The organism is Sulfuriferula thiophila, from assembly GCF_003864975.1.
GTDB lineage: Bacteria > Pseudomonadota > Gammaproteobacteria > Burkholderiales > Sulfuriferulaceae > Sulfuriferula > Sulfuriferula thiophila.
Genome location: NZ_BHGL01000002.1, coordinates 1 through 12,894, shown reverse-complemented (window position 1 = coordinate 12,894; position 12,894 = coordinate 1). Strand labels below are relative to the sequence as shown.

Genomic DNA, 12,894 nt, shown 5'->3' with positions numbered 1-12,894 from the left:
TCAATCAGGAATTGACGGAATGATCCATTTGCTCGGCAGAGTCGAGCAGAGACTGCACTGCACGCTCGAATAACGGCTGATCTTCAATAAAGCGCACCCGCTTACTCATTACCAGGCGACGGAACACCCGCAAACTCATATGCACCGGTGCATGCTGATCATCCAAATTCAACAGCAGATTGGCGGCATCGGCACTGATCCAGCTTAAGCGCGCACGACTCGGTATCTTGCTTAAATGAATTTCAATAATGATCCCGCTGTGCAGACGTTCAATAATGCTTTCATCAAACTCGGCCAGCGCGGCAGGATTATGTTCACTCCCGTCGATAACGCTCGTCTCGTCTGCTTTAGCTTCAGGCTCAGCGATATCATCAAAATGATTATCGAGCGATTGAATATCGGCATTGAGTTCACGCAGCATGGTTTCCATCAGTGCTTTTTCAGCTGCCATCTGCACATCAGGTGTAAACGCCACTTGTTCGACTGGCATATTTTCCACCAGACGCTCAAAATTGGTGTGCATCAACGGTAAGGACGGCACCTGAAACGCTTCATCCACAATCGAGCGTAATGCGCGAGTATGTGCATCAAACAACCAGCCCAGCAACGCCTTCTGCTGCGCTTCCGGCCATGCAATCAGCGCCAGACCTTCACGCAAGGTGCCTATCATTACCGGCAATACGACAGCCATCTCCTGGCGGTCATATTCATCGATCTTGGGAACGATACTCCAGATCAGATCCGGCACCAGCGCCCGGTAACGCCTGGCTCGCGCCATATCGATGCTCTCTGCACGCTCTATCACCTGCACCCATGCATTGGTCAGAAAATCATGCAGATAAGCATCAAGCGTAACGCCAGATAATATCTCGGCCATTTGCGCCGAGATATGCGTATAGCGCAATGTGCGGCTTTGTACGTTTTCAATCGCTTCTGCCGCACGGTTGAGTTGCTTATCTTTGCTACGCAGCTCTGCCGCAACGAACTCATCAAAATCATCCAGCAACTTGACGAACAAGGATGCGAACATATCCGGCGTTTTCGCCGCATCAAGCAGCAAGGTTTCAACGATCAGGCAAATCTCCGCACTGACCCGTTCGCTGCTTGGGTCAATTTGTTTCAACCCGACCGATATCGAACCTATGCGGTTAATCAGCACACGGGCCGGGTGGCCTTTTTGCGTCAGAAAGCTGGGGTCACGTAACGCCAGCTTCAACACCAGAAATTGCAATCTACCCAGTTGTGCTCGCACTTCGGCAGGCACCCGGGTATCCCGCAGTATGAATTCGAACAGCATAGCCACGACATCGATGGTCATCTGCTCATCGACTTCCTCGGTCTGCTCGGTCAGGCTGCTGCGCTGTTCGAGAATCAGATTACGCACTTCCCCATCACTATCCAGCATATCCGCTGTAGCCGGCGAATGCTCATGCAACAGCGTATCGACCGACTGCGCCAGCGCAACGGTTAATACTCGTGGAGAGGCTGGCGGCACATAGTTTTTCGAACTGCTGGCATTACCTCCCTGCACAGCACCACCGCCGAGAAACTTACGCAACACTTCGCCCACTTTCTGTACGCCGCTCAACCATCCCGCTCTCGCCGGAGCAGCGGTGCTGCCGGAAGCAAGGCTGCCAGCCTGCTGTTGCATAGCCTGCGGAGTTGAAGCAGCTCCCATCCCCACAGATGTATTCATGCCAGCGCCCGATACCCGGCCAAAACCGGTCGCAGTCTCGCTGTAGCGCTTGACCATGCTCAGTAGCTGGTCAACCTTCTGCTCATGGGTACCGGATGAAATCGGCTGGCCATTTGCCGCAGGCTGGACTCCACCTGCAAAGCCGGTTCCTGCGCTGAAGCCGGGGAAATTCCCTGGAGTGGATGGATTGTCCGCAGGTTGCGCGACAGACTGCTGTGCCGCATTATCAACCATGGATTTAATGCTTTGCAGGAACTGGTCTACACTCTGTACGCTCTGACCAGATGCAGAAGTTGACGCACCCGGATTGGCTACATTACTTGCACCAGATGCGGGCCGACTTGGTGGCTGTGCTGGCGATGACACAGGCGCCATAGTGTCAGGCGCTACTTCAGGCTCATCTGGCTCGGGCGACGCTGCCGGAATGGGTTGGTTCGGTGACTTTCTGATTCTGAGTGGCAATTCCGCAGCTATGCCATTTTTGGAAAGCAAGGCATTCACACTGGCATAGATACCATCGACGGTAATCTCCATGCTTTCTGCCAGCAACTGCGTCAACACAGGACTTAATTCTTTTGGCAAGCCCATGGCTTCCGAGGCATCTGCCAAGGATCGTGAAATCAAATAGGGGCGAAACGGATTTTCACGCTCTTTGATATCATCCTGATCGAACAACAGCGCCATGCGGATATTCAGGTCGCGCAACTGTTCAGCGGCTTCATTACGGAAACGGTCCGTAAAGGCATCCAACTGCAGCTCACCTTCAAAGGCTGAGGTGTCAACCAGCGACAATCCACCTACAGGCCCCGCCTGATCAAACGTAGGTCGGAATGTGCTGTAGGTTGTTTGCAGACTGCGATTAAGCAGCTTGTCCATGCTGTGCTGCAACTGCTCTCTGACCTCGTCCTTACGCTCACGCAATACGCCACGAACCGTAAGATAATGACTTTGCTCTAATGAAGAACGGCTGGTATCAGCTTTTTTAAATGCCGTTTCGATACATAACGGAAGACAATAATCAAATGCATCCAGATATGCACGTAAAAATTCCGCCCTCGCGGCCACCAGTAATTCATTCCGTTCAATCATGATTGTTTGCTTTCATTAGTATTGACTATGCGCCAACAAAGAAACGTAGCGTCATTCAGCCAGAATCATCATTGTCACCACATTGCAAATTATAAAAGACCATCTTCATCGGAGATCAAACCGAATTATTAATTTCTGTGAATACCCGCCACGTATTCTTCATCCACCGTCACCGTTGATTATTAGCTAATTTAGGTGCTGTTATTACATACAGCGCTTCAACCTTGGCGCGTGCCCACGGTGTTCTTCTCAGGAACTGCAAGCTGGATTTGATACTTGGATCATGGGTAAAGCAGCGGATATTAACGTGTTGCGCCATGGTCTCCCAGCCATAATAATCAACCAGTCTGGTCAATATTTGTTCCAGCGTGATCCCGTGCAATGGATCGGATGAAGTATGTGTTGCCATGGGTTTAGCCACGCAAGCGCTGGCTCAAGCCTTTCAGAAAATAGCGGAGTAGCTGATCGCCGCACACCCGGTAGTTTTTGCTGTCCGGGTTTCTGAATACCGCACTCAACTCCGGCTTGGATATCTGGAATCCGGCCAGTTTGATAATGTCATGCAGATCGTCTTCTTTCAATTCGAAAGCAATGCGGATTTTTTTCAGGATGATGTTATTGGTTAACCGTTTGATCGGTGCCGGAGGGGTATCACTCGGGCCACGTCTGGTGATAATTAAGCCATCCAGAAAAGCCACCAGCAATTCATCGTCACACTCGACAAAGCCGGCTTCGTCTTCCTTTTTCAGCAATGCGGGGATCAGATCCGCCGCAACTTCGCCACCTGCCAGCCGGACCATCTCACCGATAGCCGCATCTGGCAAATCCAGCGCGTAGCGAATACTGCGCAATACATCGTTATTATTTTCCACTATAGAACTCTCATCACTATCAATCAATGTCTTATCATAGCACGCGCTTTACCCTTGAGCCGCGGCGTTCACTACCGCCAGCATCGCTGCGCCGTAGGCCTCCAGTTTGCGTGCGCCGATGCCGGAAATCTCCCCCAGTTCAGCCAGCGTCCCCGGGCGCAACTGCGCGACCTGGGCGAGAGTAGCGTCATGGAAAATGACATAGGCAGGCACATTATGTTCCCGCGCAGCTGACTGCCGCCATACACGCAACTTCTCAAACAGCTGATCATCGGCAGCATTCTGCGGCGCAGCCAGAGGCCGGCTGGATTGTCGCTTGGCCGGTTTGATGCCCAGATCCTTACGCATCCATACTTGAGTCTCGCCTTTAAGCACCGCGCGGCTATGCTGTGTCAATACCAGCGCGCCAAACGCATCATGATCGACGCTAAGATAGCCATGCGCCATCAGTTGCCGCAACACCGCACGCCAACCTTTCTCATCCATCTCCGCGCCAATGCCAAACACGCTCAGCTGCTGGTGTCCCCATTGCTGCACTTTTTCGGTATCCCGACCCAGCAATACGTCAATCACATGTCCGGCGCCAAAGCGGCCTCCAGTACGATAAACGGCGGACAGGGCTTTTTGCGCAGCCACCGTGCCATCCCAGGTCGCCGGCGGCGACAGACACACATCGCAATTGCCACAGGCTTCGGCTTCTTCGCCAAAATAATTGAGTAACCGTACTCGCCGGCAACGGGTCGCTTCGCACAGCGCCAGCAGCGCATCCAGCTTGGTCTGCGCCACGCGCTTGAACTGCGGGTCAGCTTCGCCACTCTCTATCATGCGCCGCTGCTGTACCACGTCATTCAGCCCATACGCCATCCACGCATCCGCCGGCGTTCCATCACGACCAGCACGACCAGTTTCCTGATAATAGCCTTCTATGCTTTTAGGCAAATCCAGATGCGCGACGAATCGCACATCCGGCTTGTCGATGCCCATGCCGAAAGCAATGGTGGCCACCATGACGATGCCATCTTCACGCAAGAACGCATCCTGATGGCGCTGCCGCGTGGCAACTTCCATACCGGCGTGGTAGGCCATGGCACGTATGCCCTGTTTCTCCAGCCACTGCGCTGTTTCTTCCACCTTGCGCCGCGACAGACAATACACAATGCCGGCATCCTGCGCATGTTCTTCGCGTATGAATGCCAGCAACTGTTTGCGCGGGTCGTTTTTTTCCACAATCTGATAACGAATATTCGGCCGGTCGAAGCTGGAGACGAATTGCTGTGCCTCTTCCAGTTGCAGACGTGCCACGATCTCGGCACGGGTCTGCGCATCAGCCGTTGCGGTCAGTGCAATACGCGGCACATCAGGGAAGCGTTCATGCAAAACCGACAGCGCGATATATTCAGGGCGGAAATCATGCCCCCACTGCGAGACGCAATGCGCTTCATCAATTGCAAACAAGGCAATCTCGGTGCGCTCCAGCAGCGCCATAAAGCGCGCCGTGACCAGGCGCTCCGGCGCGACATACAGCAAATCCCATTCGCCACGCACGAAGGCCCGTTCCACCTCGCTGGCTTCACTCGCAGACAGTGCCGAATTGAGATAGGCTGCCCGCACTCCGGCTTCGCGCAATGCGGCTACCTGATCGTGCATCAACGCAATCAGTGGCGACACCACCACCCCGGTACCAGCCCGCAACAATGCGGGAATCTGATAGCACAGCGACTTGCCCCCACCCGTCGGCATCAGTACCAGCGCATCGCCGCCACCGGCAACGTGCGTCACTACCTCTGCCTGACGGCCTCGAAAGGCCGGATAGCCGAAGACACTGTTGAGTATGGATAATGCAGTAGGCATATTAAAATCACGTGCGCAGAAAGCCGATTACTATACTGGATTTTGCAGCGCCTATAACTTGCCATGACACAATTTATCCAGCAACGGCAGTTTCCTGTAAAATCATATTTTTATCTTTTTACATCCAGTACGCTATGAGCCTGTCTGCCCTCACCGCCTTATCCCCTCTCGACGGCCGTTATGCCGCTAAAGTCGCGCCATTGCGCACCCATTTCAGTGAATTCGGGTTAATTCATAACCGCGTTACCGTCGAAATCGAGTGGCTTAAAGCCCTTGCTGCTGAGTCTGCGATTGCAGAAGTACCCGCTTTTTCAGCCGATACCATTGCCGAACTGAACGAGGTGATCACTAATTTCTCTGAAGCCGATGCCGAAAGCATCAAAGCCATCGAGCGCACCACCAATCACGACGTCAAGGCGGTGGAATATTTCCTGCGTGAACGTTTTGCCAGCAACCCTGAAATCGCCCGCGTCGGTGAATTCATCCATTTTGCCTGCACCTCGGAAGATATCAACAATCTGTCCCATGCGCTGATGCTCAAAGCTGCGCGTGAACAGGTAATGCTGCCATCGCTGAATAGCGTCATCGCACGCCTGACCGAAATCGCGCACGAGCACGCCGCATTGCCGATGTTGTCGCGCACCCATGGTCAGCCCGCTTCGCCAACCACGTTAGGCAAGGAAATGGCCAACGTGGTGTACCGTTTGCAGCGCCAGGCCAACCAGATCGCCGCCGTACCCATGCTGGGCAAGATCAATGGCGCTGTGGGTAACTATAATGCCCACCTGTCGGCTTACCCGGAAATTGACTGGGAAGGCTTTGCCCAGCGCTTTGTGGAAAGCCTGGGGCTGACCTTCAACCCCTACACCATCCAGATCGAGCCACACGACTACATGGCCGAGCTATTCGACGCCATCAGCCGCGTCAACACTGTGCTGATCGACTTGAACCGTGACATCTGGGGTTATATCTCGGTAGGTTATTTCAAGCAGAAAGTCAAAGCCGGCGAAATCGGCTCATCCACCATGCCACACAAGGTCAACCCGATTGACTTTGAGAATGCCGAAGGCAATCTGGGACTGGCCAACGCACTATTGCGCCACCTCGCTGAGAAGCTGCCGATCTCGCGCTGGCAGCGTGACCTGACCGACTCCACCGTGTTGCGTAACATGGGCGTGGCATTAGGCTATGCCCTGCTCGGATTTGATTCCTGCTTGCGCGGCCTCAACAAACTTGAAGCCAACCCGCAACGCCTGGCTGAAGATCTGGATAACAACTGGGAAGTATTGGCCGAGCCTATCCAGACCGTGATGCGTCGCTTTAATGTACCCAATGCCTATGAGCAGTTAAAAGAGCTGACCCGCGGCAAATCCGGCATCAACCGTGACAGCCTGCATGTATTTATCAGCGGACTGGCTATCCCTGATGCGGACAAGCAACGCCTGCTCGCCATGACGCCAGCCAGCTATATCGGCAAAGCGGTTGAACTCGCGCAACGCAAAACTTACTAAGCATTACCGTGCAGCAGTCAGAAAAGCACCGTTACTGGTGCTTTTTTGGTTTTACCCCTTACGCTTTATCGAAATAGGTTATGACTATGACAACCCCTGAACTTCTTGCCCCCGCCGGCACACTGGAAAAAATGCGTTATGCATTCCAGTTCGGTGCAGATGCAGTCTATGCCGGCCAGCCACGCTATTCGCTGCGTGCTCGTAACAACGAATTCCAGTTAGAGCAACTGGACACAGGCATACGTGAAGCACATGCCATGGGCAAGAAATTCTTCGTCGCCAGTAACCTGATGCCGCACAATGCGAAAATCAAGACTTACATGGCAGATATGACACCGATTATCGCCATGAAGCCGGATGCGCTGATCATGGCAGATCCCGGCCTGATCATGATGGTGCGGGAAAAATGGCCGGAGATTCCGGTGCACCTTTCGGTACAGGCCAACACGGTAAACTATGCCACAGTAAAATTCTGGCAGTCACTGGGCCTGACCCGCGTCATCCTGTCGCGTGAGCTTTCGTTCGATGAAATCGAGGAAATCAAGCAGCAGTGTCCGGAAATGGAACTGGAGGTTTTTGTCCATGGCGCGCTGTGCATCGCCTATTCCGGGCGCTGCCTGCTGTCGGGCTACTTCAACCATCGCGATCCCAACCAGGGCACATGCACCAACTCCTGCCGCTGGGATTACAAGGTACACGACACTGACGAAGACGCTACCGGCGATGTGCAGAAAATCGATCTCGATTTCCGTGCTGCCATGGAACAGCCCAGCTTTGCCGATTGCGGTGATCAACAGCGCCACCCACTGGCCGATAAAGTGTATCTGATTGAGGAACGCGACCGTCCCGGCGTGATGATGCCCATCATCGAAGATGATCATGGCACCTACATCATGAATTCCAAAGACCTGCGTGCGGTAGAACACATCGAACGACTGGTCAAAATCGGCGTAGATTCGCTCAAAATCGAAGGCCGTACCAAATCAGCCTATTATGTTGCTCGCACCGCTCAGGTGTACCGCAAAGCAATTGACGATGCCGTAGCGGGCCGCCCGTTCGACCCATCATTGCTGTCTGACCTGGAAAGTCTCGCCAACCGCGGCTACACCGATGGTTTCTACGAACGTCATCATACTCAGGAATATCAGAACTACATGCGCGGCCACTCGGAGAGCGACCGCAGTCAGTATGTAGGCGATGTAACCGGCTACGATGCCAAGACAGGCTTGGCTGATATCGCAGTTAAGAATAAATTTGTAGTCGGCGACCGCCTGGAAATCATCCATCCATCCGGCAATCGCATAATAGAACTAGCCCAAATATTCAACAAACGGGGAGAAGCCATACAAGAAGCACCCGGCAGTGGCCACTTCGTTAAAATCCCGATGGAAGCCAATCTGGAAAAAGCGTTGATTACACGCTTCCTGCCAGCCTGATACTGCAAACCCAAGTGGCTTTCACCACTTGGGAATTCAGGCCATCCGCTTATCTGCCGCCTGCGCAGCCTGCAGTGTATTCTCCAAGAGCATAGCCACCGTCATTGGCCCAACGCCACCCGGAACCGGCGTAATCCATGCGGCACGCTCAGCAGCAGGAGCAAATTCCACGTCCCCACACAAACTACCATCATCAAGACGGTTGATACCCACGTCGATGACCGTAGCACCGGGCTTGATCCATGCACCCTTAACTAATTCAGCACGACCTACCGCAACCACCAGAATATCTGCCTGACCTACAAACTCAGCCAAGTTTTTAGTAAAACGGTGACAGGTTGTCACTGTACAACCCGCCAGCAGCAATTCCAACCCCATAGGCCGGCCAACATGGTTGGAAGACCCCACCACAACCGCGTTAAGGCCCTTCAGGTCGTCGTGCGCCAATGCCAGCAGGCGCATCACCCCATAAGGCGTACAGGAGCGCAACGTAGGCATACGTACAGCCAGCCTGCCAATGTTGTATGGATGAAAGCCATCAACGTCCTTGTCTGGATGAATACGCTCGATCACCGTCTCAGGATCAATCTGGGCCGGCAAAGGCATTTGCACCAAAATACCATGCACGCCAACTTCTCTATTCAGCTCATCGATCAATGCCAATAAATCAGCTTGTGTAGTTGTAGCAGGCAAATCATAAGAAATAGAACGGACACCAGCCTTGATACAAGCGTTACGTTTATTACGAACATAAATACTTGAGGCGGGATCGCTACCCACCAGGATCACTGCAAGAGCAGGAATAGCCAATCCAGCTACATCCCGTTTAGTGACCTGAGACTGGATACCTGCAATGATTTTTTCAGATAAACTTTTTCCATCAAGGAGTTGAGCTGACATAGTTGGCAAGGCGCTTAGATTAAAGATGCAATCATCTCATTTTTACCTACTAACATTCAAGATGGGTGTTGACGAAATATCATATCCCGCGTATAGTTTCGGTCTTTCGGGGCGTAGCGTAGTCTGGTAGCGCGCCTGGTTTGGGACCAGGATGTCGGGAGTTCGAATCTCTCCGCCCCGACCAAGTTTTCTTGTAAAAGCAAGCATGCTTGGACACAATAAAGAAGTAGTTCCTTCATCTGCAAGGCGGTCATGGTGCCGGTTTATGAGCTGCCCGTAGCTCAACCGGATAGAGCACCAGCCTTCTAAGCTGGGGGTTACAGGTTCGATTCCTGTCGGGCAGGCCAAGTTTCCAGTTTCAACGGTGGATGTAGCTCAGTTGGTAGAGCCCCGGATTGTGATTCCGGTTGTCGTGGGTTCGAGCCCCATCATTCACCCCAAACAATCAAAGGCTTGCAGAAATGCAGGCCTTTTTCACATCTAGCCATTTCTTATAAGTAGCCAGTTTTCAACCGGATTTATTCAATAACATGAGTATAAAATTTGGTTGGTCATTCCAAAAGCTACGAATGTAAATTCTGCAGAATCACCAGGCATCACCGCTTAGCTGACATAAAAACGACACCGCCATAGCCCCCCCTGTTAACCATACCGCCAGTTTGATTTGCCCTTGGTATCAAACAATGAATTACCTTCCAACGCCACCTTAAAAACTTTGCAAATAATTCAGGTCGGCTATAACGTTAGTGCGTTACCGTACAGAACATTCAGTTAATCCCAAATAATATCCTACCTGTTACCTGCATATCAGTAGTTTTTTAAAGAGCGACAATTTAAGTTTCCAAGGAGCACCCATGAGTCATTCATCCGATTTATTAGAGCAACCGGGCGTCATCGCCGCCGGTCTTTATTCTCGCAAATATTTATTGCGAGAAATGGAGGGGCCATTTTCGTCCGATGAGGGCAGCAAAATAGCAGCCTTGTGCTCGGTAACTACGCAAATCATGGAAAAACAAGGATTACTGCTTAGCCGCATATCAGGCAAACACGACTGGGAAAATTACATAGGCTGGATAATGTGGGGAAACGAAATCAGCGTAGTCACCGTTGGTGAAAGCATGTGCGTAGTAAAAAATCAAAATACTTCATTCAACAAGCTTGTTTCGGTCATGAAAGAAGCGCTTGATACTGTAGAAGTCAGACAAAAATAGGAGTGTCATTATGCCAACACTAGATCAACTCATGTCTATAGCCGGAGTACAAGGAGCCATTGAGTTCACTGATAAGGGTGAGCTGGGCGACATGCGTGGGACGCTGGAACGCAGTTTTGCCGAGACTGCCGCTCAAATGTGCGCCGCGAACATGGCGATTTACAGGATGCAGGCTACTGGTTGGTTCAAGCAAACAGGCCAGCAAGGCTTTTTGCCCGAGCGAGGTTTTGCCTTTATGGGTCTGGATCACGTAATGATGAGTGTGGCCAATAAAGCAGTTATCGGACAAAGCATCGATTTTGATTACGATCAGGCTTTCCGTCTCTTCAACGCCCATGTAGAGGGCTAAACCATGACACAATTGGAGGCTGTAAATCAGATTGTGTAAATACCAATTTCTAACTACCCTTAACGGGGTAAATTAAAGGATGGGTATAGCAATGGATTTAACGCAAATAAAAGCCTTAACGGCAGAATTGTCCAAGCACGTCAAAACCGAGCAAGACCTGAGCACGGTGATGCAACAGCTGCTCAAGACAGCCATAGAAACGACTTTAAGTGCCGAATTAAGCGAGCATCTAGGTTATGACAAACACCAACCCAAGCCCACAGGCAATGCGCGTAATGGTTACTCCCCCAAGACCTTAAAAAGCCAATATGGCGAAGTCGAGATTGCTACCCCGCGTGATCGTGAAGGTAGCTTTGAACCTCAGCTTGTCAAGAAGCAACAAACCCGCCTCACCCAGATGGATGATCAGATACTCAGCCTCTACGCCAAAGGCATGACCACACGGGAAATTGCTGACACCTTCAAGGAAATGTACGACGCTGATGTTTCACCTGTCCTCATTTCCAAGGTCACTGATGCGGTCAAGGAGCGGGTTATTGAGTGGCAGAGCCGCCCGCTGGATGCAATCTACCCCATCGTCTATCTGGACTGCATCGTCACCAAGGTACGCCAGGATAACAGTGTCATCAACAAAGCCATCTTTCTGGCGCTAGGCATCAATCTGGAAGGGCACAAGGAATTATTGGGTATGTGGATCGCTGAGAATGAAGGTGCCAAGTTCTGGCTAGGCGTGCTGACCGAATTGCAGAACCGTGGCGTGCAGGACATCCTGATCGCCTGCGTAGATGGCTTAAAAGGCTTTCCAGATGCCATCAATAGCGTATTTCCACAAACGCAGATCCCGCTCTGCATTGTGCATATGGTACGTAACTCACTCAAGTATGTTTCATGGAAAGATTACAAGGCGGTCACCACAGACTTGAAGACGGTTTACCAGGCCAGCACCGAAGAACTTGGGCTGCAAGCACTGGATAAATTTGCCGAACAATGGGATGAGCAGTACCCGCAAATCAGCAAATCATGGCGTAGCCACTGGCACAACCTCAACACTTTCTTTGCCTATCCGAATGACATACGCAAGGCAATTTATACCACCAATGCCATTGAGTCACTCAACAGCGTGATTCGCCATGCCATTAAAAAGCGTAAGGTATTCCCCACTGATGACTCGGTGCGGAAAGTGATTTATTTAGCCATCCAGGCTGCCGCTAAAAAATGGACCATGCCCATACAAAATTGGCGTCATGCCATGACTCGGTTTATGATTGCTTTTGAAGACCGCCTGAAAGGGCATATTTAAAAACGGTGTTTACACAGAGTTATTTACAGCCTCGATATTTACCGATATGGCTGCTACGTTCTGTTTCGCCAATAATCGCATCAGTTACTTAAACTCTGATCTTCTAACGGCCCTCTCGGAACAAACCGGCTGGGCGCCGCGCGGCTGGATGATGATCGGCGGCGATCTTACTATCTGCACAATCGCGAATGTCGCATGCTTCATCAAAAACGATAATGCCGCTTTAAATAAAACCATTAATACGTTATACACATTATCAGAATGAACCTGAACTTTTCAGAAGCCGTCGGCTGTCTGATGTTATCGCCTTAATTATATTTATTTCGATTTTCAGGCAACAGTTCCCCAACCCCCACTGTAGGGGTGACGCGCGGATGGATGCTGACAAGGCTGAGTGGTGTCAAACAGCACGCAAATTTTCCACTTTATGACAGAATCAGCGTGCTGTAAAAACTCAGAGAATGCTTACGTTGTAAGCAATTTTTTGAAATTTACCACTGTAAAACACGTACTGATTCATGGAAACAATTAGACGCTGATGGACAAAACAGGCCGCTTAAATTACTTAAAATCACCATCCTGCAACGAAATTCATTTTAAACAAGCAATAAAAAACCCCCGGAGCGTAAGCTACGGGGGTTTTTAGAATGGGGTGTCTGACGATGACCTACTTTCACAT

Annotated in this window: 11 protein-coding genes and 3 tRNA genes; 9 read left to right on the top strand and 5 right to left on the bottom strand. The window is 51.3% G+C overall.

Going from position 1 to position 12,894, the window contains the following annotated elements:
- Positions 1-4: 4 nt before the first annotated feature.
- From EJE49_RS00855 to recQ, 4 genes are all read right to left on the bottom strand, one after another.
- Entirely contained in the window at positions 5-2,785 is a 2,781-nt protein-coding gene (locus EJE49_RS00855; RefSeq protein WP_124948522.1) for a DUF1631 family protein, read from the bottom strand.
- A gap of 169 nt (positions 2,786-2,954) precedes the next feature.
- Complete coding sequence (locus EJE49_RS00850) at positions 2,955-3,194, bottom strand: VF530 family protein (protein ID WP_124948521.1); 240 nt, start codon at positions 3,192-3,194, stop codon at positions 2,955-2,957.
- A gap of 4 nt (positions 3,195-3,198) precedes the next feature.
- On the bottom strand, positions 3,199-3,657 hold the full coding sequence (locus tag EJE49_RS00845) for a YehS family protein (RefSeq protein WP_223246676.1): 459 nt from the start codon (positions 3,655-3,657) through the stop codon (positions 3,199-3,201).
- Between the two features lie 48 nt (positions 3,658-3,705).
- Positions 3,706-5,508, bottom strand: coding sequence for a DNA helicase RecQ (gene recQ, locus EJE49_RS00840; RefSeq protein WP_124948520.1), 1,803 nt, complete (start codon positions 5,506-5,508; stop codon positions 3,706-3,708).
- A gap of 134 nt (positions 5,509-5,642) precedes the next feature.
- Between recQ and purB the strand changes: the two genes are divergently transcribed.
- Complete coding sequence (gene purB, locus EJE49_RS00835) at positions 5,643-7,019, top strand: adenylosuccinate lyase (protein ID WP_124948519.1); 1,377 nt, start codon at positions 5,643-5,645, stop codon at positions 7,017-7,019.
- Between the two features lie 86 nt (positions 7,020-7,105).
- The gene (trhP, locus tag EJE49_RS00830) at positions 7,106-8,455 is read left to right on the top strand and encodes a prephenate-dependent tRNA uridine(34) hydroxylase TrhP (RefSeq protein WP_124948518.1); all 1,350 of its coding nucleotides are present in this window, start codon (positions 7,106-7,108) and stop codon (positions 8,453-8,455) included.
- A 36-nt stretch (positions 8,456-8,491) separates the two neighbouring features.
- Here trhP and folD read toward each other — a convergent pair whose 3' ends face one another.
- A complete protein-coding gene (folD, locus tag EJE49_RS00825) occupies positions 8,492-9,355 on the bottom strand; it encodes a bifunctional methylenetetrahydrofolate dehydrogenase/methenyltetrahydrofolate cyclohydrolase FolD (RefSeq protein WP_124948517.1) in 864 nt (287 codons plus the stop codon).
- 107 nt (positions 9,356-9,462) lie between these two features.
- Here folD and EJE49_RS00820 point away from each other — a divergent pair.
- From EJE49_RS00820 to EJE49_RS00790, 7 genes are all read left to right on the top strand, one after another.
- Positions 9,463-9,539: transfer RNA gene (locus EJE49_RS00820), tRNA-Pro, on the top strand.
- Between the two features lie 86 nt (positions 9,540-9,625).
- Positions 9,626-9,702 (top strand) — tRNA-Arg (locus tag EJE49_RS00815).
- A 17-nt stretch (positions 9,703-9,719) separates the two neighbouring features.
- Positions 9,720-9,795, top strand: a tRNA-His gene (locus EJE49_RS00810).
- Positions 9,796-10,209: 414 nt separating this feature from the next.
- Positions 10,210-10,566, top strand: a complete 357-nt coding sequence (locus tag EJE49_RS00805) for a DUF2173 family protein (RefSeq protein ID WP_124948516.1) — start codon at positions 10,210-10,212, stop codon at positions 10,564-10,566.
- 10 nt (positions 10,567-10,576) lie between these two features.
- Entirely contained in the window at positions 10,577-10,915 is a 339-nt protein-coding gene (locus EJE49_RS00800) for a DUF2173 family protein (RefSeq protein ID WP_223246675.1), read from the top strand.
- 91 nt (positions 10,916-11,006) lie between these two features.
- Positions 11,007-12,215 carry an IS256 family transposase gene (locus EJE49_RS00795; RefSeq protein WP_124948515.1) on the top strand — a complete coding sequence of 403 codons (1,209 nt, stop codon included), beginning with the start codon at positions 11,007-11,009 and terminating at the stop codon, positions 12,213-12,215.
- 46 nt (positions 12,216-12,261) lie between these two features.
- Positions 12,262-12,480 carry a DUF2173 family protein gene (locus EJE49_RS00790; protein ID WP_124948514.1) on the top strand — a complete coding sequence of 73 codons (219 nt, stop codon included), beginning with the start codon at positions 12,262-12,264 and terminating at the stop codon, positions 12,478-12,480.
- Positions 12,481-12,894: the final 414 nt, after the last annotated feature.